General features: G+C 43.5%; 20 protein-coding genes and 2 tRNA genes. 16 read left to right on the top strand and 6 right to left on the bottom strand.

The features are described from left to right. The first annotated feature begins 8 nt into the window (after positions 1-8). From GJB62_RS36950 to GJB62_RS10000, 9 genes are all read left to right on the top strand, one after another. The gene (locus GJB62_RS36950) at positions 9-479 is read left to right on the top strand and encodes a hypothetical protein (RefSeq protein WP_114081799.1); all 471 of its coding nucleotides are present in this window, start codon (positions 9-11) and stop codon (positions 477-479) included. Then, positions 476-1,204 carry a transposase gene (locus tag GJB62_RS36945; RefSeq protein WP_179071338.1) on the top strand — a complete coding sequence of 243 codons (729 nt, stop codon included), beginning with the start codon at positions 476-478 and terminating at the stop codon, positions 1,202-1,204. The genes GJB62_RS36950 and GJB62_RS36945 overlap by 4 nt, the downstream gene beginning before the upstream one ends. A gap of 327 nt (positions 1,205-1,531) precedes the next feature. After that, positions 1,532-2,332, top strand: a complete 801-nt coding sequence (locus GJB62_RS10030) for an RMD1 family protein (RefSeq protein ID WP_114084210.1) — start codon at positions 1,532-1,534, stop codon at positions 2,330-2,332. 245 nt (positions 2,333-2,577) lie between these two features. Beyond that, positions 2,578-3,228, top strand: coding sequence for an alpha/beta hydrolase (locus GJB62_RS10025; RefSeq protein ID WP_114084211.1), 651 nt, complete (start codon positions 2,578-2,580; stop codon positions 3,226-3,228). Positions 3,229-3,382: 154 nt separating this feature from the next. After that, on the top strand, positions 3,383-3,595 hold the full coding sequence (locus GJB62_RS10020) for a DUF2555 domain-containing protein (RefSeq protein ID WP_012412287.1): 213 nt from the start codon (positions 3,383-3,385) through the stop codon (positions 3,593-3,595). Between the two features lie 111 nt (positions 3,596-3,706). Continuing rightward, the gene (gene coaBC / locus GJB62_RS10015; protein ID WP_114084212.1) at positions 3,707-4,912 is read left to right on the top strand and encodes a bifunctional phosphopantothenoylcysteine decarboxylase/phosphopantothenate--cysteine ligase CoaBC; all 1,206 of its coding nucleotides are present in this window, start codon (positions 3,707-3,709) and stop codon (positions 4,910-4,912) included. A 148-nt stretch (positions 4,913-5,060) separates the two neighbouring features. Then, entirely contained in the window at positions 5,061-5,417 is a 357-nt protein-coding gene (locus GJB62_RS10010) for a hypothetical protein (RefSeq protein WP_104900334.1), read from the top strand. Between the two features lie 103 nt (positions 5,418-5,520). Then, positions 5,521-6,543, top strand: coding sequence for a spore photoproduct lyase family protein (locus GJB62_RS10005; RefSeq protein WP_114084386.1), 1,023 nt, complete (start codon positions 5,521-5,523; stop codon positions 6,541-6,543). A gap of 394 nt (positions 6,544-6,937) precedes the next feature. After that, complete coding sequence (locus GJB62_RS10000) at positions 6,938-8,419, top strand: site-2 protease family protein (RefSeq protein WP_114084213.1); 1,482 nt, start codon at positions 6,938-6,940, stop codon at positions 8,417-8,419. Positions 8,420-8,601: 182 nt separating this feature from the next. On the opposite strand, the gene GJB62_RS09995 is transcribed toward GJB62_RS10000, so the two are convergent. The 4 genes from GJB62_RS09995 to GJB62_RS09980 form a co-directional block, all read right to left on the bottom strand. Continuing rightward, a tRNA-Pro gene (locus tag GJB62_RS09995) sits at positions 8,602-8,675 on the bottom strand. 50 nt (positions 8,676-8,725) lie between these two features. Beyond that, complete coding sequence (locus tag GJB62_RS09990; RefSeq protein ID WP_114084214.1) at positions 8,726-9,091, bottom strand: DUF1818 family protein; 366 nt, start codon at positions 9,089-9,091, stop codon at positions 8,726-8,728. Positions 9,092-9,162: 71 nt separating this feature from the next. Beyond that, positions 9,163-9,771, bottom strand: a complete 609-nt coding sequence (locus tag GJB62_RS09985; protein WP_114084215.1) for a hypothetical protein — start codon at positions 9,769-9,771, stop codon at positions 9,163-9,165. A 23-nt stretch (positions 9,772-9,794) separates the two neighbouring features. Next, positions 9,795-10,031 (bottom strand): DNA-directed RNA polymerase subunit omega, encoded by a 237-nt coding sequence (locus tag GJB62_RS09980; RefSeq protein ID WP_012412301.1) that lies wholly within the window; start codon positions 10,029-10,031, stop codon positions 9,795-9,797. Positions 10,032-10,190: 159 nt separating this feature from the next. Between GJB62_RS09980 and GJB62_RS09975 the strand changes: the two genes are divergently transcribed. Further along, positions 10,191-10,610, top strand: a complete 420-nt coding sequence (locus GJB62_RS09975; protein WP_114084216.1) for a fasciclin domain-containing protein — start codon at positions 10,191-10,193, stop codon at positions 10,608-10,610. Positions 10,611-10,689: 79 nt separating this feature from the next. On the opposite strand, the gene GJB62_RS09970 is transcribed toward GJB62_RS09975, so the two are convergent. Beyond that, the gene (locus GJB62_RS09970) at positions 10,690-12,162 is read right to left on the bottom strand and encodes a glycoside hydrolase family 13 protein (RefSeq protein WP_114084217.1); all 1,473 of its coding nucleotides are present in this window, start codon (positions 12,160-12,162) and stop codon (positions 10,690-10,692) included. Between the two features lie 666 nt (positions 12,163-12,828). Here GJB62_RS09970 and GJB62_RS09965 point away from each other — a divergent pair. The 6 genes from GJB62_RS09965 (at position 12,829) to GJB62_RS09940 (ending at position 20,902) form a co-directional block, all read left to right on the top strand. After that, positions 12,829-14,556: a S8 family peptidase gene (locus GJB62_RS09965; protein ID WP_114084218.1), complete on the top strand. Its 1,728-nt coding sequence runs from the start codon at positions 12,829-12,831 to the stop codon at positions 14,554-14,556. 396 nt (positions 14,557-14,952) lie between these two features. Then, positions 14,953-15,252: a hypothetical protein gene (locus GJB62_RS09960; RefSeq protein WP_114084219.1), complete on the top strand. Its 300-nt coding sequence runs from the start codon at positions 14,953-14,955 to the stop codon at positions 15,250-15,252. Between the two features lie 291 nt (positions 15,253-15,543). Then, on the top strand, positions 15,544-16,683 hold the full coding sequence (gene gshA / locus GJB62_RS09955; protein ID WP_114084220.1) for a glutamate--cysteine ligase: 1,140 nt from the start codon (positions 15,544-15,546) through the stop codon (positions 16,681-16,683). Positions 16,684-17,073: 390 nt separating this feature from the next. Continuing rightward, positions 17,074-17,535, top strand: a complete 462-nt coding sequence (locus GJB62_RS09950; protein ID WP_114084221.1) for a tRNA (cytidine(34)-2'-O)-methyltransferase — start codon at positions 17,074-17,076, stop codon at positions 17,533-17,535. Between the two features lie 792 nt (positions 17,536-18,327). Further along, positions 18,328-20,661 (top strand): peptidoglycan DD-metalloendopeptidase family protein, encoded by a 2,334-nt coding sequence (locus GJB62_RS09945; protein WP_114084222.1) that lies wholly within the window; start codon positions 18,328-18,330, stop codon positions 20,659-20,661. Positions 20,662-20,828: 167 nt separating this feature from the next. Next, positions 20,829-20,902 (top strand) — tRNA-Met (locus tag GJB62_RS09940). 69 nt (positions 20,903-20,971) lie between these two features. On the opposite strand, the gene GJB62_RS09935 is transcribed toward GJB62_RS09940, so the two are convergent. Next, on the bottom strand, positions 20,972-23,233 hold the full coding sequence (locus GJB62_RS09935) for an amylo-alpha-1,6-glucosidase (protein ID WP_114084223.1): 2,262 nt from the start codon (positions 23,231-23,233) through the stop codon (positions 20,972-20,974). Between the last annotated feature and the right edge of the window lie 52 nt (positions 23,234-23,285).

The raw sequence follows: 23,285 nt of genomic DNA, 5'->3' as shown, positions 1-23,285 counted from the left end.
CAGGGTTCATGCTTACCGACACCATAAAATCTACCTTCAAAGATGCAGCCAAGAAACTAACTGGCAGCTGTAAAAGAGACTTCATGGCAAAAGTTACTGAAGATTACTTCGATAGTTCAGCACGCATTGCAGAAACAGTTTTAGGATGGAATCGCTCCTGTGTACAACTTGGCTTGCATGAACGGCGGACAGGGATAGTCTGTGTGGATAACTATCATGCAAGGGGACGACATAATAGTGTTGAGATTCTGCCCAATTTAGAAGCAGATATTTGTTCTTTGGTAGATGCTCAAGCCCAAGCAGATCCAAAATTTCAATCGACCTTTCTATATGCTCGTATCAGTGCCAGAGCGGTACGAGAAGCATTAATCAGTGAAATAGGTTATGACCACAGTCAATTGCCGTCTCGTCAAACTCTGGGGAAGATTCTTAATAGCTTGGGGTATCGCCTAAAAAAACACAAAAAACAAAGCCCTTGAAAAAGATTCCGCAAACAGATGCCATTTTCGACAATGTGTTTCAGGAAAATCAGGCATCGGATGAGAATCCCAAATCGTTGCGAGTCTCTATCGATACTAAAGCCAAGGTGAAGATTGGCAATCTTTCCAGAGGTGGTAAAGCTCGAACACTGGAAGCAAAAGCTGCGGATGACCACGATACACAGTGGGAGGCAGTCTTAGTTCCTTTTGGCATTCTCAACACACACAGTGAAAAGCTTACGATTTACTTAGGTCAGTCGGCTGAAACCAGTGATTTTATTGTCGATTGTTTAACTGCTTGGTGGTATGAGAATCAACACGATTACCAAGATTATGATGAATGGGTGATTGACCTTGATGGTGGTGCAGCAACTCGCAGTAACCGCACACAGTTTATCAAACGTATGGTTGAACTGTCTCAAGCAATTAATTTAAGAATCCGACTGATTTACTATCCTCCGTACCATAGCAAGTACAATCCCATAGAGAGGTGTTGGGCAGCCCTAGAGAACTATTGGAATGGCGCAATTCTGGATTCGATTGAAGTTGCCATCAAGTGGGCTTCCAATATGACTTGGAAAGGGATTGCACCCATTGTTCACCGTGTTGAAGCAACCTATGAAAAAGGAATCAAGGTTCTCTCACAAGAGTTAGAACACTACCAAACCTTCTGGCAACCTTCCGAAACTCTACCTAAATGGGATATCACAATTTTCCCCGTTTAATTGGTATCTTATTTTCTTGCAAATCCCTAAAGGGGAAAGAAAAAACCTCTAACCCTTACCCTTTAACCTTTTCCCCAAACCAAATTCCAGTTTAAAATTCTGAAACGAGCAGTATTGCCTAATATCTTTCACTCCCCACTCCTCTTTAGCCTTGATAAAACGATTCTCCCCAAACGTGTAACCAATTTCAATCGAAATACAAACGCACCTTCGCCAGTGCTAGATAGCTTTATTGGTAAGCTGAGATTGTAGCGATCTCCGATAACAGGCATTAATTGCGATCGCTAACCTCCAAGATCAGCAGACAGAAAAGCAAACAGGGCGACAATGCAAAAACTTCTTTTTAACGATACAGATAGATTTAGAGCGCAGGCCCTATTCCTTGGTAAGGATATTAACTTACAGACATTGGAGAATTACGTTTCCTTGGCGACTATGCCATTAATGGTTTCAGTCGGTGAACACGGCTGTGCGGTACTGCTAGACTATGGCGCAGTTGTCCTGTTTAACCTTGAGCCTGTAGAAAAGGTAGCTTTTTTGACCAAACTATCCTCTCAAGTTAGTGGCTCCTTTGCCGAACCGGAGACAGAAGAGGTGGAAATTCATCTCAACATTGTAGAGAGTGAGAGAGTTAAGGAAGGAAAAATTTCACTGCATGAATTTAGTGTAGAACGCTTGCAGATAGTGGCTGATATCCTCGCTAAAAGTGTTGTGCTGTCTCATTATGAAACTAGCCTAGCGACTGTATTCGACCAAATTGAACCGTTTGCAGCTAGTCTCCAGCGTGAACACAGGGAAAGACGGCAGAGTCGGGAATTACTGCGTCAACTTGGGACTGCACTGTTAGTTCAACATAAGATTGTAGGTCGAGTTGAGATCATCGATAAGCCAGAGTTGCTCTGGGAATCTCCCCAGCTAGAAAACTTATATCTGCGCTTGGAGGATGAATACGAAATTCGTGAGCGTCACACTGCTTTAGAACGCAAACTAGAACTAATTACCCAAACTGCACAAACAGTCTTGGAGTTCATGCAGCATAGCAGTAGCCAACGAGTAGAGTGGTATGTGGTGATTTTGATTGTGGTGGAAATTCTGCTGTCACTGTACGACATCATTTTCAAAGGCTAAGGCTAAATTAGAGTTATTTGCAAATCAAAAATGCTGACTGCGAATGGTTTTTGGGGATTCAGATTCAATAGTCCCTAAAATATCAAAAATTGGTTTTTGTGTAAGGTAAATTAACTTTTAGTGAAATTTATGTACTCGTAAACAAAAAATTTAAATTTTTCCTACTCGCAACATGACATATAGCCATTCTTTGGGTAAGCAACAAATGCCCTTAAATACTAAGTCTGTTTGAAGAGATAGGATCTATGAGAAAAGTAGATTTTAGGAGTAAACCTCTGTCTTTACAATTTATTACCGTTCCCCCCGAAACTTCTCAACCCGCCACAGGGTTAATTGTTACTTTGCATGGTTGGGGAGCTAATGCTGAGGATGTTGCATCTTTGCTACCCTTGCTCAATTTACCTGATTACCAGTTTATATTACCCAATGCACCTTATCCTTATCCCTATTCCCCTATAGGGAGGGCATGGTATGACCTGCGGGTGGAAAATATGTATGAAGGCTTGGTAGAAAGTCGGAAACTGCTAATAGATTTTTTGCAATCTTTAGAAAGTACCACTGGCATACCTTTGTCACGCACTATTTTAAGTGGATTTTCTCAAGGCGGAGCAATGACTTTAGATGTCGGCTCAAAATTGCCACTAGCAGGCTTAGTTGTGATGAGCGGGTATTTACATCCTGATGCACTAACGGCAGATCAAAGAGATATTCCGCCGACTTTAATCAGCCACGGGAAATATGATGAAGTTGTTCCACTGCAAGCTGCTTTAAAGGCACGAGACACTTTAAAATCTCTAGGATTGGCGGCAGAATACCATGAATTTGACATGGGGCATGAAATAAATCCACAAACGTTAAAGGTGCTGCGGAATTTCGTTGTAAATACAATTAGCTAGTCAGAATTACGAATTTTTTATAAATTCTGGTATAAATGCTGAAAATTTTCACGAAATCCATGCCTTCTAATGAGTAATATATATAGGGTGGCTGCGTTCAGCGCAACTTAACCCATGCTGAAGGCGAGTGCTGCATAAGGGAGGGGCGAGCATTATGACAACTCTAAGCATTTCCAGGAAAGAAATTGCTGCCATAACTGCGGCAGAAGTAGAAGAACTGGCTACACGTCTGGATCTGGATAATTACAGTAATGCTTTTGATGGTTTAAATGATTGGCATCTATTACGAGCGATCGCATTTCAGCGTCCAGAGTTAGTTGAACCCTATATCTACCTCTTAGACTTGGAACCTTACGATGAAGCGTAGTTGAAAGTTAGGAGAGACGCGATTAATCGCGCCTGTACAGGAGTTAGGAGTTGGCAATTAATATTCGTAACTACTTGCTCCTAAATTACTACTTACTCCTAACTTTTTACCATGACTAATCCAAAATTGAACAGGGTTATAATAGGTGTAGGTGGCGGTATCGCCGCCTACAAAATTTGTGAATTGGTTTCAACGCTATTTAAAACTGGGGTCGAAGTCCGAGTTATCCTTACCCGTTCGGCGCAAGAATTTATCACGCCTCTGACAATGGCCACCCTATCTCGTCATCCCGCCTACACAGATGATGATTTTTGGCAACCAACTCATTCTCGTCCCTTGCATATTGAGTTGGGTGAGTGGGCAGATGTCATGGTAATTGCCCCCTTGACAGCTAATACATTAGCAAAGCTAGCCTACGGGATGGCTGATAATTTACTCACAAATACCGTGCTGGCTTCTACTTGTCCCGTGCTGTTAGCACCCGCAATGAATACGGATATGTGGGAACAGCTATCGGTGCAACGGAATTGGCAACAGCTATTGATCGATAGCCGATATCATGGAATGAATACAGCATCGGGTTTATTAGCGTGCGATCGCATCGGTGCTGGTAGATTAGCAGAACCTCCAGAAATTTTGGCTCACATCCAATCGCTGTTACACACTCAAGGTAAACGAGATTTAGCGGGTAAGCGAGTGTTAATTAGTGCTGGGGGAACGCGGGAGTTTCTTGACCCAGTAAGGTTTATTGGCAATCCTTCCACAGGTAAAATGGGATTAGCTTTAGCACAAGCCGCACTTCACCGAGGCGCAAACGTCACCCTAGTACATGGCCCAGCTAATTGGGATGTACCATTAGGAGTGCAAGCAATTCCTGTTATTAGTGCCGAGCAAATGCAGCAGGCCATGCTGGAATATTTACCCAACGCTGATGTAATCGTCATGTCAGCAGCCGTGGCGGATGTGAAGCCACGAGATTATAGTACAGAAAAATTGCCCAAGCGATCGCTCCCCCAAGCCTTACCCCTCGAACCAGTACCGGATATAGTCGCCCAATTAGCAAAACATAAACAGCCGCATCAGATATTAATTGGTTTTGCTGCACAGACTGGAGATATTGTCAAGCCAGCATTAGAAAAATTACAGAGTAAAAAACTCGATGCTATTGTTGCCAATCCCATCGATCAACCTGATAGTGGTTTTGGGAGTGATAATAATCAAGCGATATTTTTAGATAATCAAGGACGGCAAGTAGCGATCGCACCTTGTTCTAAATTAGAAATGGCCCATCAATTATTTGATTTTGTCATCACTTGATTAGGTATTGGGTAGGGACATGGCATTGCCGTAACCGTACAAGGAAACTACTACTTTGAATTGGGTATAACCCGTATGGTCTATAGCTTCAAGTCACTTTTTTAGATTTTACAATATAAGTAAGACATAAAAATAACGCTTCAATTATATGAAAATACTCTCATCAGAGCTAGTCCATTTGGGATTTGGCAAATATGTGCGTTCTGACCAAGTGACGGCAGTTATACCAATAGAAGAGGAGCGAGGCCCAGGGCGACGAACCTTTGTTCACGTTCAAGGGCAAAACGATCCAATTATCGCCTCTCGCGCTGAAGATACCATCGTGCGTGATTTAGTACAAGAACCACGCGAAGTTACCCAAGCACGTCAGCAGCAGGAAATTCTTCAAGATTTATTGGTTAATTTAGCTAATGTTAATTCGACTGTGCGCCGAATTAACCGTGATGAAGGCAGTTTGGATCTTGATTTGTTAGAGCGACGAATTAAGCAAGTCCTGGAAAATTAATTGCAGAAATCAGCAAACTAAATAACGGAGAAAGATATTGCTGAATACCATTACAGACCAAGTTTCAGTATCAGATACACAAACAAAATCGCCAAGGTTGTGGATACCTGAACGGGTACTGTTTACACCTGCTGCCCTAGATGAAGAATGGGGGCAGCAGATTCTTAAACGTGTGCAGTCACTCAACTTACCAATAGAAGAACTATCACAGAACCGCCTGAAGGGACTGCGTGGTGAGTCTGAGCGGGATACTTACAACATTGCCAAGCGTACCTTAGCGGTGGTTACTGCACCACCCAGTTCTTTTAAGCTGAGTCCCATCCCACCTTCTGCGGATTGGCAGTTTCACCTTGCCGAAGGTTGTCCGGCTCACTGTCAATACTGCTACTTGGCTGGTAGCTTGTCGGGGCCACCTGTTATCCGCGTTTTTGCCAACTTACCGCAGATATTAGAGAATTTAGCTAACTACGAGCAACAGGGGAAAACCACAAGTTTTGAAGTTAGCTGTTACACAGATCCATTGGGTATTGAGCATTTAACTGGAAGTCTTGCTGAATGTATCCGTTACTTCGGCGCTCGTCCCAATGCACATCTACGTTGGGTATCGAAGTTTGATGCTGTGGATGGATTACTCGATTTACCACACAATGGGAATACTCGCTGTCGGATGAGTGTTAATGCAGCACCGATTTCTGGCAAATTTGAAGGTGGTACGGCATCCGTAGTATCCAGACTGAATGCTTTGCGACGGTTGGCGCTACCACAAGAGCGTGGCGGTGGCGGTTATCCAATAGGCTTGGTTATTGCGCCAATTATGCCGATAGACGATTGGCAGATGCACTATAGTCGTTTGTTTGAGCAGATAAACGAGGCACTGGATTTTGACTGTAACCTTACCTTTGAGCTAATCTCCCATCGGTTTACACCAGGGTCAAAAGAAGTGTTACAAACTTGGTATCCGCAATCCAAATTAGAGATGGATGAGGCGAAACGCAGTGCCAAGCGTAATAAGTTTGGTGGGACGAAGTATGTTTATGAGAAAGACACAATGAAGGCATTGCGTTGCTTTTTTGAGAGTGAGATTAGTAGGCGCTTTCCAAATGCTGAAGTTCTTTATTGGACTTAGAATACTACTTCGCTCATATAGAGTTTAGGCAAATTAATTATTGGGCAATAGAGCGATTGATATATGATGCGATCGCTCTCTTTTCCGGTTGATCAGGTGCATTAGGCTAAAGCTGTAACACATCCTACAAAAGAATTGCTTTTTAAAACCTAGTGGTCTGTCCCATTAGTTCTGATAGGTGAATCAAATTTGCTAGGTTTGTAGTAAGCACTTTAGTGCTTAAAAATCTAGGACTAAAGTCCTGACTACGAACTTTTTTACCCCTCGCCTGGGTTGAGCTACGCCTACGCAAAACCGCATAATTTTGGCAGACGACAGGCGGCGTTATACATTAATAAGTGTATCTGCAATACCGGACTTGTTCTGGCTTAGTCTCAATAGCAAAGGTTTGGAGATGTTTACTTTATCAGAAACTTCTATCCTAGCGGCAATCCTACTGGTAGCTTTAGGCATTTTGGGCTGGGGCTTTTATCGCGCCAGACCTTTTGGTAAACTGGGAATCTTAGCCTGGTTACAGTCGGTGGTGTTGATGACTCCCTGGCTCCTGTTTTTTGGATTGTTTGCCGCAGGGATTTACATCAATATAGCGGGTATATTGTTCTTAGTGGTGACATCCGCCGGATTGTACGTCTATTTGGGCAGACAGTTACGCGCAGCTGGGCAAGATGCCATCCTCAAACAACGCGCCACAGAAAGACTCGCTGCTGCTTCCTCACTTGAAGCAAATTCCCCACAACCAACAGTAGCAGAACTGAAACCAGAGATTCCGCCGATACCAGAAGAGGACTTGAATGCAATTAAAGGTATCTTTGGCATCGATACGTTTTTTGCCACAGAAACCATTGCCTATCAAGATGGAGCTATTTTCAAAGGCAATTTGCGGGGAGAACCAGAAGAAACTCACAACCGTCTAACTGCAAGTTTGCAGCAACGCCTTGGTGAGCAATATCGCCTGTTTTTAGTGGAAAACACAGACGGCAAACCAGTGGTAATTGTTTTACCCAGTCGCAATGATCCCAAGCCGATGTTGCGATCGCAAAAAGCTTTTGCAGGTATTTTGTTAATAGCAACCATTGCCACAAATCTAGAAGCTGCGGGATTACTGCTGAATTTTGATTTCTTTGGCAATCCAGGGCGATTTCAAGAAGCTTTGCCTATAGGTGCTGGGATATTTGCGATTTTAGTGGCTCACGAAATTGGTCATTGGTTACTTGCTAAACGCCACCAAATCCGTCTTAGCTGGCCTTTCTTTCTACCCGCAGTGCAAATTGGTTCCTTTGGGGCAATTACCCGCTTTGAATCTTTGTTACCCAACCGCAAAGTATTATTTGATATTGCCTTGGCAGGGCCAGCCGCAGGTGGTATTGTTTCCTTGTTAATGCTGGTGACAGGCTTATTGCTTTCTCACCCAGGTAGTTTATTTCAATTGCCCAATCAGTTTTTCCAAGGGTCGATTTTGGTAGGAAGTTTGGCGCGAGTTGTCTTGGGTTCGGCGTTGCAGTCATCTTTGGTAAGTGTTCATCCCCTAGTGATAATTGGTTGGTTGGGGTTAATTATCACCGCTTTGAACTTAATGCCCGCAGGACAACTAGATGGTGGGCGCATTGTTCAGGCGATTTATGGACGCAAAACCGCAGGACGCGCAACGATCGCAACTTTAATTTTACTGGCACTAGTATCTCTCGGTAATACTCTTGCCATGTACTGGGCGATCGTGATTTTCTTCTTGCAACGAGATCAAGAACGCCCCAGTTTGAATGAAATCACTGAACCCGATGATGCTAGAGCCGCTTTGGGGCTTTTGGCTCTATTCTTAATGATTACTACACTCTTACCTCTAACTCCCGGCTTGGCTGGGCGTTTGGGAATAGGATAGTGCTGAGTTAGGAATACAGACGCGATTAATCGCGTCTGTACAGGATTCTTTCACCAAGTCCATAGAATGCTGACGCTTAACCAACCAATGAGTTGTAGTTGGAGATTTTTCGATCGCCTTGCAGACTTTATTGAAAAACCTGCCAATCTTTTAAAAGACTAGCAGGCATGGCTTATCATCAATCGGAGCGGCGGGATTCGAACCCACGACCTCCACTACCCCAAAGTGGCGCGCTACCAAGCTGCGCTACGCCCCGGTCAGAATTACTATCATATAACAAAACTCTCGGATAATCAAGAGGATCATTCAAAAAACTTTAAGCATCCCAGCCGCTTGCAGTAAACTTGGAACCGCAGAAGCGCTCCATTTACCCTCTACACACCGCCCTGTATTCAAAATGAAGCACAGACTGTAATCATGAGGATAGCCTTCTACCTCCATCCATAATAAATCGCTTTCGGCTTCACAAGCAATTTTTTCCTCTTCCATTAATTCCGTTGCGAGTTGCTTCATGGTGTCAGCTAACTGTGCTAGTAGACGGCAAAAATCATTCAACTCGGCTTCGGTTAACTCAATTGCCCAATCATCTGTACCGACTAAACCTTTAAATTCAGGTGCATGGGGATTCCAGCCAATACGCCAACCAAATCCGGTTTTTACAACGCGTTCCATATTTTAGTTAAAACTGAGGAGTTATAAGTTAGGAGCTATGAATTTACAACTTATAACTCCTAAATTTCCCACTATCTAAGTAGTTCAGCACCTCCTCGTTGGGGTGGCTGTGGGGTAGTTGATCTACTAGGATTAGGTCTGGTAGTGGGTTTAGGGGATAGGGTATTTTGGGAAGTAGGATTAAATATGTTGACTAAGACTTGCACTAAGGCATCTCGCTGACTACGGGTGAGACGGGTTATGGCTTTGCGATCGCCTTCCATAGGGTTTTCCCGTAGTGAATCATAGCCTGGATAGGTAGTATCATACATAATTTCATTCGCCCCCAGGTAATCAGCTAAGGTCAGCTTCCAATCTAAGCGATAAACTGGGGCCCGCCCTTTAGTATAAATGTGATATCTAATCAGGCGATTTGCCAAGGTGCTGTTTTCGGCAACTTTCCCATTTTCTTTGCTGATATACTTGTTTTCTCGTGGTAAATCTGGTAGTTGCTGGTACACCAACTGCCAAACATCACTAGGTGTTATTCTCTGAGCATAAGCAGGTTGGATACTAAACAAACTTGTGTATATTGATTTTCCCGCCCCTGAACTCAAAGCAATTACACCCACTACCATTAAGGCAGTGAGTGTTTGCCAGGGCTTGATTCGGGGTTGAATGAACGATTGATTTTTGCTCATCCTGCCTTCTCTAAAGCCTTTTTTTATAGTTCGCCAATAATCTCTGGCTGAGTCAATTCATCGGACATTTCGATAATTGCTCTTAGCACTGGCTTCATCATCGCATCTTCGTTATTTTCAAAATCTTCATAACGCCGACGTTTAGCACGATTGGCCACCTGAACCGTAATGCGGTAACGATTTGAGGCTGCACTAATCAGTTCCTCAGCTCGGTGCATAATCTGAGACTGAGTTGTCTCGAACTTAGAACGCTTTAGCATAATCAGTGGTTCTTGGGGTCATTCCCCAGTGTAGCAGTACTGATAAATCTGTTGTCTTGTATTTAATCGCCAGCAACCTTTCTGTTGATAGAGGCTAAGAGCCTTCTAGTCATTTTATAAGTTACTTATAATACTATCTGACTAAAGTCACACATCCTTATGGCTGACCTTGTGGAAACTGCTATCAATGCGGGAAACTTCAATACCCTGGTGAAAGCTGCTCAAGCTGCAAATCTCATAGAAACTCTAAAGAGTCCTGGTTCTTTAACACTATTTGCACCAACTGACGAAGCTTTTGCCAAGCTGCCAGAAGGAACATTAGATTCCTTACTAAAAGACATTCCCAAGCTCCAGAAAATTGTGGCATATCATGTCGCTAGTGGGGATGTTCGGTCTGATGACTTGGTACAGATTAATGAGGCACAGACGCTTGAAGGGTCAATTGTAGCCATTGAATCTGCTGATGGCAAAATTAAAGTGAATAACGCCAATGTTATCAAAACAGACATTTTGACAGACAATGGCGTGATCCACATTATTGATGAGGTTTTGATGCCTGCAATGGTTGCCGGAAAATAAGGGCATTGGGCATGGGGCATTGGGCATTAGTTATTCTTTCTCCCCCTGCCTCCCCTGCTCCCCCTGCTCCCTTATCCTCCTATTCCCTACTCCCCACTCCCAGAATGCAGCCACTGCGTGCGGGAAGAGTTAATGATAATTGCTGAGTTTCTTCTTCACCATTCCACTCAACTTCAGCAGTACCATATAACAGCTTGTTGGGTTGAGTATGCAAACTAGCCACATCTACATTTGCAGTTGCCGAACTTGTGCCAGCGTTTATAGCAATTATCAATTCTTCTGTGCCTAAAGTTCGTGCAAAGATATAAAGTTGTCCTTGAGCATAGAGGACTCGGTAATCACCTGTACGCAAGGCTGGGTATGTTTGGCGGATGGCAATCAATTGATGATGAGTATTGAAGATTTCTTGATTCCAGTTAGCTTCTAAAGGAAAGCCACGCCGTGAGTCGGGATCTATGCCACCGGGTAAACCGACTTCATCGCCATAGTAAATACTGGGGGCACCGGGAAAGGTGAGTAACAGTAGAGTCGATAATTCTACACTCGCTATATCACCGCCTGCAATGGTCATCAATCGGGCTGTATCGTGACTTGCTAACAAATTGAGTTGAGTTAGCTGAATTTCCCAAGGATAAAGTTGCAGTACTTCTTGGATTTTGGTGGCGTACTCGGCAGCAAATAAGGGTGGGTAGGGTTGATAGTCGCGGCTTTGGACTTGTTCTAAGACTACGCGATCGCCAGCTGCAAAGGCAATTGTCGGCCCAGCAAAGAGATAATTCATCACGCCGTCAAATTGCGTTCCATCCAACCACTGGCGGGAATCTCCCCACACTTCGCCCACAATATAGGCTTCGGGATTAATGGCTTTAGTGCGATCGCGGAATTCCTGCCAAAAACCAGGAGTTTTTATTTCAAATGGTACATCCAATCGCCAACCATCAATGCCGAATTTAATCCAATATTCGGCAATTTCCATAATGTATTCTCGTACTTCTGGATTGTCGTGGTTAAATTCTGGTAAAGCACGATTTCCCGCCCAACCCACGTAGTTTGCAGGGAATTCACCGTTATAAGGTGAAAGGGGCCAGCCTTCTATTTTGAACCAATTTACCCAAGGTGAATGGGGGCCATTTTCTAAAACGTCGTGGAAAAAGAAAAAGCCACGGCTGGAATGGTTAAATACCCCATCTAGAACGACTTTGATATTCCGTTTATGGGCTGCATCAAGCAATTCTTTAAAAGCCTCGTTGCCCCCTAACATTGGGTCAACTTGATAATAATCGTGGGTATGATAGCGGTGATTACTGGCGGATTGAAAGATAGGTGTGAAATAAATCGCGTTAATCCCCAAATTCTGGATGTAGTCTAAATCCTCCATGATGCCCCATAAATCCCCGCCTTTATAGCCCTGGAGGGTTGGCATAGAGTCCCAATCTTCCCAACGGGCTTCTTGCAATAACCGTTTACGCGGCTGTTTGCTTCTGGCAAAGCGATCTGGGAAAATTTGGTAGAAAACAGCGTGCTTTACCCAATCTGGTGTTTTAATTTGCATGAATAACTTTTTGTACGTTCAGAAGCGATCGTTGCAAATATTAGCTTCTTTATGGCTCTTACTTATGATAGAGAATCTGTAATTTGTCAGTATTCATTAACAATTTATACCAATTGAGCAATTTTAGCTACAGGACTCATCTTTGATTTTTGCGAAGCTAGGTACAATTCAAAGAGCCTTTTTGCTTATTGCCTATCGCGCTTCGCGCACAGAAATCAAAAGAAGTTAGTATACAACTTTTTAGTATTTAAAATTTCTTAAATTTATCTTTTTTATTTATTACTTAATTATTCTTAATTTTATTTTTTTAACTTTGTCCGTAATGATTTAGGCAGATAGTGGATTAGTTTAATAGCTCCATAAAAATTACCTCTTAGCTCAGTCTTGGGTAATTCTGAGATGCGTCTGCTCAAAAATGTCTTACAAGTACAGAAAATCACTCACTATTAGGAGACATAATTCAGGAATATGAGTTATGAATTAGCAATTGTCTTAGGAATTAATTACCGCCTCCTAAGCTTATTTGATGTTATCTATAAAAAATAGATAACTATAGTCGCATCAAATAATCAAGGCGAAAAAACTGCATAGTCTGCATTAATGCCAGAGCGACTTATGCTAATAAACTACTTTGCTTTCACTCAATAAATTGAATTTGAGGTAAAAATGAGACACGAAAAACTTTCTCCCGGACTACTGTTGGCATTTCAAGACTATCAAAATGAGGGAGATAAAGCTTTAGTTACACACAAGCGATCGCTTGGCATCATTGCCCACAAAAGCCCAGTCAAGCCAACAAAGAGCGTCGTTTTTATCTATTGCGATCCTGATGCAGACTTGAGTTATTTATCACAATATAACATTGAAGTCAATCAAAACTCTGGGAGTGTGCGGACGGCTTTTTTACCGATAGAAAGTTTAGATGTATTGTCTGAAGAAGACGTTATCCAACGCATCAAGCCATCACGCAAACTTCATTTGAGGATGGACACTGCAATGGAAGCAGTCAAACTCCCGGAGTTCCAGAACAAAACCGGACTGACTGGTAAAGGAGTAATCATCGGCATTATAGACAGTGGCATTGATCCGAAACACCCCGCTTTTGCTGGACGAATTTTACACATTTGGGATCAAACACTGCCAGGGCCAGGAGTAACCGAAGGCGGCTATGGGGCGGAATTTACGGGAGCGCAACTGACAATTTCTCAGGATACTGGCGGTCATGGTACTCATGTTGCCGGAATTGCCGCCGGTGCCGATGCTAGCTATGGCGGTGTAGCACCAGAAGCGGAATTAGTTGTTGTCAGGTCAGATTTACAGGATGCCCATATTGCTGATGGTGTGCGTTACATTTTCCGAATTGCTAGAGAGTTAGGACGCGCAGCCGTGGTGAATCTCAGCTTGGGTGGACACGCTGATGCCCATGATGGTAGTGATTCCTTATCCAAAGTTATTGACGCGGAAACTGGCCCTGGAAGAATAGTTTGCTGTGCTGCGGGTAACGAAGGAAACGATAACATTCATGGACAAGCGATAATACCCAGTGGACGCACTCGTGGTATGCGCTTTAATGTTCCTTTGAATCAAATAGGCATAGTTTGGTTAAATGCTTGGTATTCCAAAGACAGCGAATTAGAAGTGTCTGTGCGGAGTCCTAACGGTTTTGTCACCCCATTCCAAAAAATAATTACTGACGGTAATGCCGCACAAGATTACCAGTTACCAGATGCAAGGGTACAATTAGCCACACCAGCGCCAGATAAAGCCAATGGCGACCATAATTTCTTTGTACAAATTCGGGGTATTGGCTCCTCGCCAGTTATGGGAGGTGTTTGGCAACTGCGAGTTCGCAACAGTTCTGCAACTGACACACGTTTAGATGTATGGACATTAGATGATACTTCATCAGTGTTTTTTACAGGTAAAAGTGTGAAAGATGCGCTAAAAATTGGTTCGCCAGGAGCCGCCAGCAGTGCAATTACAGTTGCCGCCTATACTACTAAAACCAAGTACACAGATATTGATAACGAAGTGCGAGAAATGGGGTTAGAATTGCACACTATTTCGGAATTCAGTAGTGAAGGTCCTCTACGAAATGATGGACACAAGCCGGATGTAGCAGCACCAGGAGCAATGATTATTTCCACACTCTCTGCTGATGCAAATTTTGACCGCTCATCGATGATTAATTCCAAGTTTGTGGTGCAGGCTGGTACGAGTATGGCAACACCATTTGTTAGTGGGTTAGTAGCATTACTATTGCAGCGAGATCCCAATCTCGATCCTGCTGCTGTGAAAGACTTGCTACGTAAAAATAGTGCAATTCCTGGAAAACCCGCAGGGACATTTGATGAGAAATGGGGTTATGGAGTGATTAACGCTTTAAATCTGTAATTAGCCTCAGAGATGCGATATATTTAACACCTTTAACACAATAAATATATCGCGTCTCTTGAAGATTATACGGCTACTAAATTAAACAGTGCTAATTTTAAAATTGCTGACTTAACAGAGGCAATTTAAATCCGAATAACTGCTTTAGATGCTGATTTTTAAGGAGCAACTTTGAGTGGTACTTTCATAGAGAAAGGGAATATTAATATACAAGCATAATCTGCGTTTAGGCTCTCAATAAATCTCAAAGCCAGAGAGAACAGCAATTAATCTGTAATTGGACATAGGAAATCGCCCATTAAATCTATACAGAGATAGGCAATAAAAACTCGCAAGTTTGATACCTTAGCTATACGATAGGTTAAGAATTGCCTGCTTTTTACCCACTTACTGCTCATGGATTTTCAAAAGTTAGATGCTGCCCTTGCTACAGCGCTCAATGATGTTCAAAACCCAGAGGAAGCGAATTTAGAAGTTTTTATCCATACTGAACCAATTTTAGACTCTGCTGCAACTGCTGTTTTAGAAAATTTAGGCATCAGTGGTGTTACTAGTGGAAGAGATATATTTACGGCAACACTGTCACTAAATGCAATTTCCCACTTGTCCGAGGAACCTTGGGTAAAATATTTGAAGCGATCGCAGCAATTGCGTCTGGTTAATAGGAGAATAAATACAGGCAAGTTGGGTGTTTAATGACCATTTTCTAACCCTATACTACGCAGATAATTTTTTGCATTTACTGTGAATTAGGTTGTTTTTTTCTGGAAAGTTACACTTCACCTCAATTTCCAGATTACTTACAGCAGAGCCTTCAGTAATTTCAGTAGTAATAATTTTTTGAAGAACAGCCAAGAAATCTGTCATCATAACTTGGCATGAATCATTAATTACATGATTCTTAACCTTTGATTGACTGAAAGATAGATCCTAAAGATGCGTCTAATTCGATACAATTTATAGGCAGAGAGAGCCGAGGAGAACAAGGTGGTCTTATTAAAAGGCTTTGAGATCGAGATATATACTGGCACACCTCAAGGTGAAATCGTCGGTCTCTCCGACAAAATTATTGCAGCCTTGGATGGATTTATGCGGGAGCCAGATAGCCGCAATGTAGAATACATAACCCAACCATCCCATAATTACGAAAATTTATTGTGTGCCTTGCTGCGTCCTCGGCGGGAGTTGCGAAACTACCTCAATCACTTGGGCGATTACACCTTGATACCGGGAAGTACTTTATCGTTAGGTGGCGGCGATCGCTTTCTGCGTTCCGATCCAGCAAATCCCTATCATGACTACATTGAGAACACCTACGGAACAAAAGTAGTCACCGCCAGCGTACACATTAACATAGGCATCAGCGATCCAGAAGTATTAATGCGGGCGTGTCGAGTGATCCGTATGGAAGCACCTTTATTTCTTGCCCTCAGCGCCTCATCTCCCTTCCTAGATGGCAAAACTACTGGCTATCACTCCACTCGCTGGGGCCTATTTCCGCAAACGCCTAGCCATGTACCATTATTTGCCAGCCACGCCGATCATATCCAGTGGGTGGAAGATCAACTCGTTGCCGGAACCATGCAAAATGTTCGGCATTTGTGGACATCGGTGCGACCAAATGGCGATCGCCGCCCTTATGATCTAAATCGCCTAGAACTACGAATTTGCGATTTAATCACAGATCCCATTGCCTTACTAGCCATTACTGCCTTATTAGAAGCGCGTTTATTGCAAGTAATCGAAAATCCCAACATCGATCCTTTAACTCAAAGTATTTTCTCTGACGAAGAACTCGTCACCCTGACTGCTGAAAACGAAGCTGCGGCGGCGGCTGGTAGTCTCGATGCTCATTTGAGGCATTGGCAGGATGGTAGAAGCATCCTAGCCAGAGATTGGATTACCCAAATGTACCAAGATGTTTGGGCGATCGCTAAACAACGAGGCTTTAGCTGTTTTCTTTCCCCATTGCACAAAATTCTCCGCGAAGGCAATGAAGCTCAACAGTGGTTGCAGTTACACACAGTCGGTTTTGACAGCCAGCGCGTCATCACTCAGGCTATTCTCGCCACCCAAGAACGCGAAATTGAACTCGAAGACAAATTGTGTTCGTCCCTACTAGCTTAATTGAAGAGGCAGAGGAGCAGGGGGCAAGGGAGCAGGGGGACAGGGAAGATAAGGGGAGAATTATTCAAGTTTCTCCCTTGTCTCCCCCCTCTTCCTCGTCTCCTATGTCTCTTCTGGATGCCCCATACCCAATGGTAGATATCTTGGGAGATACTACCAGCCCTAAAATACACAAGTGTTTAATCTTTCTACATAAAACTTAATATTTGCCAATTTTAGCCAAATATCCTCTCAGGGATTGCTCTGGGAGGCTTTGTGCTATTGTTTTAAAAATCTAATCGATGGATGATGCTTGATTATTATTAACAAAACCTATGAATAGCCTCTACCCTTTGGTAGATTTAACATTGACAATAAATTGTTTTATACAATACGTAGATTATACGGACAATGCCCCAGGTCGTTTTAGTTAACCCACAAATTCCTCCTAATACAGGTAATATTGCTCGTACTTGTGCAGCAACAGGTACAGAGTTGCATTTGGTAGGGCCATTGGGGTTTGAAATTAGCGATCGCTACCTCAAAAGAGCCGGCTTAGATTACTGGCCTTATGTCAAACTCCATTATCACGAAACCCTAGAAGCCTTTAAAAACGTACATCAAGAGCGTGGAGGCAGATGGTTAGGTTATACCGTTGGTGGGAATTTTAGTTACGTCAGCTTTCAATATCAACCCGATGATTGGCTACTATTTGGTAGTGAAACTACGGGCTTACCACCAACAATTTTGTCAGATTGCGATGCTACTCTGTATATTCCCATGAGCCAACCAGGGGTTCGCAGCTTGAACTTGTCAGTCAGTGTGGCAATTGGCTTATTTGAAACCCGTCGTCAGTTAGGCTATCTACAATAGTTGTTTACCTTCACAAGCTAAGTATATTTACTTGTTGTCTCTACAAATATCTATCTAAACTGGAGAATTTTGGCAGCAAGATTTTTTTGTTTACGGCAAAATATGTAAAAGAATATACCAAATCCTGGGTTTATTCGCCAATTGTAGTGGAAGATACTTACAAAGAGAGGAAGGTTATTATAAGAAATTTATATATAAAACTTGAGATAATGCCAAATTTGAATGATAGATTTTGATGAATTTGAAGCATCCTAAATTGGGAACAAAAGCGCTAAAATCCAGTCATGTCATGTATTTGAGCTGTTTTTGCTCGTTGAACTCCCAAAAGCAGCCTAAAATTAGACGATAGTTAATACGGTTGTTTTTTAGGGAATAATCAACGTAAAGTCTCGTGTTGAGAAGACTGATGGGCTAGAAATATCTTGAAGATATCTACAGCAGGGGGCATCACTTTTCCAGAAGTCGCAAGCAATTTATTTTTCGGCAGCGACTATAGACTAGGCAAATCATTTGTTTAGTCCCCGTGATTGACGCAAGACAAGCGCGGATAATGGTAAAGAGTTATAAACGTCCTAAGTGGTGTTAGGAGTGGTTCGGACAAGTAAACACAGCAAACTTTAAGTTTTGCTAATACATGTAAACTTGTCTAAATCAGAGAAGCAGGTTAATCTTGCGTAAGCATCTCTGGTGAATGTGATCTTGATCTATCATTTGTTGTGATCTAAATCATTGACTAGTATCCAACTGAAAAATCGAGGTCAGTTAAGCGCTAGTGATCATAGGAGGTCGTCTTTGAAACGAGCATTAAAAAAGAGAGTAAAAGCTGTGTTGAACAATAACCCCAACAGCGATGATGCCCCGGTAGAACTGCAAAATGTGATGAATCCAAAAGTTAACCGCCGGGTGCGGACAAAAGCCGCCATGATTGGCTTGGCAATCTCTATGGGAGCAACCAGCCTTTTGGTGACTCGACAAAGCGATCAAGCCCAAGCAGCGGTGCCAGTAGGCAGCCAAAAGGCTTCCTCTTCGATTCCTGCTGCTCCTGACACTGAAGTGAAATTTGCCTCCACAAAGCTGGAGTCCCAAGCAGTCTCATCAGCGAGCGTGCCGGAAAATCCTGTGATCGTGGAACCAACGGCAGTCTCACAAGTGCCTGGGCTTGAAGCTAAATGGCAAGTCGCGGCAAATGGAATATCTTTGCAAATTCCTGCATCAGAAACATTTTCTCAAGCAACAGCTGGTTATAAAAATTCCACTAACCTGAAGCCACAAGTGGCACAGGGTTTGAACAACACATTAGCTGAGACTAGTTTCCCAACAGTCAATAATTTGTCTGACTATAGTGCTGATGGTGTTGGCAGTACAAATGTTTTATTGAATGCCCAGCCACAAACAGTAGCAACATCTGGTGCAGTCAACGGTGAGATAAATGCACAACTTAAGGCACAACAAGAGTTTGCACTGAATCGCTTACAAGAAAAATCTAATCGGTTAAGAAAAAGTCTCGCACAGTTACAGTCTGGGGAAACTGAAAACTTATCACCAGCTGATATTGGTTTGGCACAACCGACGACTGGAGTTGAAAAAACTGCATTAGTCCAGCCGAATACTTCTGACGATGCAAGCAAAGCGAACTTGATATCGAAGTTAAAACAGAAGAATCAGACAAGTGCAATTGCACCAGTACCAGCTACACCAACACTTATTGCGTCCTCGGCTCGAACCGCCTACGAAGTTAAGCCTGGAGATACACTAGCAGCGATCGCCAGCAAATACAATACTTCAGTATCAGAACTAGTTAAGGTAAATAACCTCAACAATCCCAATGAACTGAAAATTAGTCAAAAACTAATTATTCCTGCTAGTCAAGTTGAGGTAACAGTAGCGAATCAACCTACTGTAGTCAGCCAACCTGCTGTAGCGAGTCAACCTACTTTTGTGGAGTCCAGCAAAACTCCAAAAGTAGCTACCTCTCCTATGAACATTGGTAGTGCCAACTCCTATCTACCAACTCCTTCACAATCACCATCTATTGCCGACAACAGCAGCGTTGCCGTCCCTACACCGGTAATTGCGAACAATCAGGTTCAGGCAAATAGTGCCACTGACTTAGAAGTACGCCCTACCACTCCTGCTAGGTCTTATGGTGTTGGTGGTGAAGATCCAGTGCCAACAGCTTTTGCTGAAATACAACAGCCTAAAACATCGGCAAATAGGGTAGCACGGGGAAATAATAATGACCGTTTGCGCGGCTTGCAAGCGGAAATTCAGAGATTACAGCAGAAATACCGCGCTCAACAGTCTGGTAATTTAGTTGTGCCAGCAGCTAGCGATACTACTAACGCTGCAATGCTCACTCCTATTTCTACTCCCAATAATTTCATCGTACCTAATTCTGCTGTTCGACCAAATAGTGTCGCGATACCAATTCCAGTTCCTACACCTATTAGAGCTACCTATAGCGCTCAACCAATCAAGCCCCAATTCCGTACTAGTGTACGTCCTACCGAACCAGTAAACCCAGAATTCTTGCCCAATCTCGGTTCTGCTAGTCAGTGGACTCCCGCTCGCACTAAATCTCCTACAAGAGTTGCAACTCCTCCTGGAAGAGTAAATGCCTCTGACTCCTTAGGAAAGATGCGGGGAACCACAGTTACTCCACAGATACTACCGCCTTTGGCAGCAGTGGATCAATATCTGCCCAGGCCCATTGACGAACTGACACCTCCTCCATCTTCCTCAACCGTAGCTTACACATGGCCGGCAAAAGGTACCCTTACCTCTGGTTATGGCTGGCGCTGGGGTAGAATGCACAAAGGAATTGACGTTGCTAACTCCACTGGCACGCCAGTTGTCGCCTCAGCTGAGGGGACGATAGAAAAAGCAGGCTGGAACAATGGTGGCTACGGCAACCTTGTCGAAGTTCGCCATCCTGATGGCAGCACGACTCGCTATGCTCATAACAGCAAGATTCTAGTGCAACCTGGTCAGCAGGTACATCAAGGAGAAACAATTGCTTTAATGGGTAGCACTGGTCACAGTACTGGCCCACACACCCACTTTGAAATCCATCCATCAGGTAAGGGTGCTGTTAACCCAATCGCCATGTTACCGGATCGCATATAATTTCTTGGCTATCTGTAACTAAATCCTTGCCTTGTTTTGTTGAGGGAGTTTACCTCCCTCTTTTGCTTTTTATAAACTCAACAGGGATGAAAGCTGTAAGAAAATTGCAAAAATCTTAGTATTGAGCAAATTTGTATGCTATACTAGTTTATGATTTGAAGATATATGGCTCAGTAGCTCAGTTGGTTAGAGCGCGGGACTCATAAGCCTGAGGTCGTTGGTTCAATTCCAACCTGAGCCACTTTAAAAGTTATAAATAGTGAGTATTGATCTATAGGCATTTCTAATACTCAGAACTCAAAACTCAGCACTATTTAATGTGGCGAATTACTTCGGCAACTGACCAAGCTTGAGCGATCGCACCTCTAGGTGTATGAGGTGCATCGCCATCAAATATCTCAGAAATAGAGCCAAGACAAGCGCCAGATAAGAAATTATCTAGCAGAGGTTGCCAATCAAAAGGCAGCGATTGTTGTGGATAAAAACGTTGCCAAGCCCGAATATATGGTCCAATTAGCCAACCCCAAACAGTGCCTTGGTGATAGGCGCGATCGCGTTGCTCTTGATTACCCTCATATCTCCCTTTATATTCGGGATCTCCTGGATCGAGACTGCGAAGACCATAAGGAGTCAGCAAGCTGATAGTTGCCAAATCTAGTATCTGACTCCCTTGTTGGGCAGAAAATCCACAGTGGTGCAGTGACAGCGCCAAAACCGCATTGGGACGAATTTGAAAATTCCGGCGATCGTCTGGCTCGATAGTATCGTATAAATAACCCAACTGAGGATTCCAGAACTTTTGCAGCGAGGTTTTAACCTTTTCTGCTTGCAGAGCATAACGCTGTGCTTGTTTAGTGAGACGCACTGGATCGCCAAGTTCAAGCGAACTTAAGCGTTCTGCCCACCGACTTAGCCAACATAAAGCTGAATACCACAGCGCATTGATTTCCACCGGCTTACCGTGACGTGGAGTAACAGGATTTGCTCCAATTACGACATCCATCCATGTGAGAGCTACACCACGAGCATCCCAACTAATTAGCCCATCAATAGCATCAACCTGGATATTGTAGTGTGTACCACCAACAAAGGCTTTGTGGATTTGTTGGACTACAGAGAATTGCTCTGCCAAAAATTCCCAGTCTTGGGTAGCTTCTAAATAAAGCCCTAAAGTTTCAACCCACCACAGCGCCGCATCAATACTGTTATAAAGTGGTTCGCCATCGGCATCAGGAAATACATTAGGCATTAAACCGTGACGATAGTAATGCCTAAAAGTCCGTAATACTCCTTTTGCCAGATCAAAGCGCTGTGGAACTAGTGCCAATCCAGGTAAGGCAATTAATATGTCGCGCCCTCGCTCATTAAACCAGTGATAACCAGCAATGATTGTGGGACAAGCTATTGAGGCTCGATAGACGATAAACTGATCGCTTGCTTTAAGTAGTTGTTGCCAGATTGGGGATTGGGCATGGGGCATTGGGCATGGGGCATTGGGTATGGGCAAGAGGACTTGGGGACAAGGAGAATTAGGCACAAGGGGAAAGACTTGTTTCAAGTTCTCACCTCTTGTCCCCTTGTCCCCTTGTCCCCTTGTCTCCCCTGCTCCCCCTGCTCCCCCTGCCCCCTGCTCTCCTGCCCCCTGCTCCCCTACTCCCCTACCCCCCTCACTCCATCCAAAAATCTGAGAGAGCCGGTCTTGCTCTATCTCCACGGCTTCTGCAAAGGTTTCGGAAGTGAGAACACCTGCCATCAAGTTTGGAAAACCTACTCTTGCTTCTAGTGTTACCACATCTCCTGGTTGCAGTCTGACTATCAAGTAACCAGGGCTGTAGAGGTCTTCTTTGTCACTTAATCCCCGTTTTGTCTCCTCAGACAATCCATAATTCCAATACCAAACTGCATCTGGTTGATATTTTCCTTTTGTCCAACGCAAGTGCCAAGGTATACCGAAATTACCCAATTTTTTTGCTTGCAGGCAGATTTGCTGTTGCCCAAGCAATTCTGAGAACTGTAATCCTGAACTAGCAATTTGTGGGTGGTGAAAATCACGTTCTGCGATCAGCAGTCGCAGCCGTAAAATTGCTGTATCGCTTCCGTCATAGCGATATTGGATCAAGATTCGATCGCAAAATTGGGCATTGGGAAGAGGTAGAGGGGCACTTTGCTGGAGGCAAGGAGGAGAATGAGAAATTACCTCTTTCCTGTCTGTTCCAAAGTTTTCAGCCTCTACCAACCCATAAGGCATCACCAATTGTCTGCTTAATTGCCAGTTATCTCGACCCCAAATCCATTTTGGAACTGGGTTAATATCAAAACAACGCAACAGTTCGTAGCCTGTCCGTTCAATCTGACCGTTACCCCAAACATTTGTCCCCAGTGCTACAACGTTCCCCGATACTTCTAAGCTAGCGTCTAAGTGTGAAAACAGCAGAGTCCGCCCAGAAGGTGGGTTTGTAGCGGTAAACAGCCAACCGTGATAGGTGCGTGTGCGGACATCAGAAATCGTACCACTGGCAAAACTTCCTAAGCCATTGGTAAGTAACCATTCTCTTGTATCTAAATCTGGCATTGGCTACTCAAAATCGTTATGAGTATGATATAGTCGTAACAGATCGTAATTA

The organism is Nostoc sp. ATCC 53789 (assembly GCF_009873495.1).
GTDB lineage: Bacteria > Cyanobacteriota > Cyanobacteriia > Cyanobacteriales > Nostocaceae > Nostoc > Nostoc muscorum_A.
This window is presented reverse-complemented; position numbering and strand designations above follow the sequence as displayed.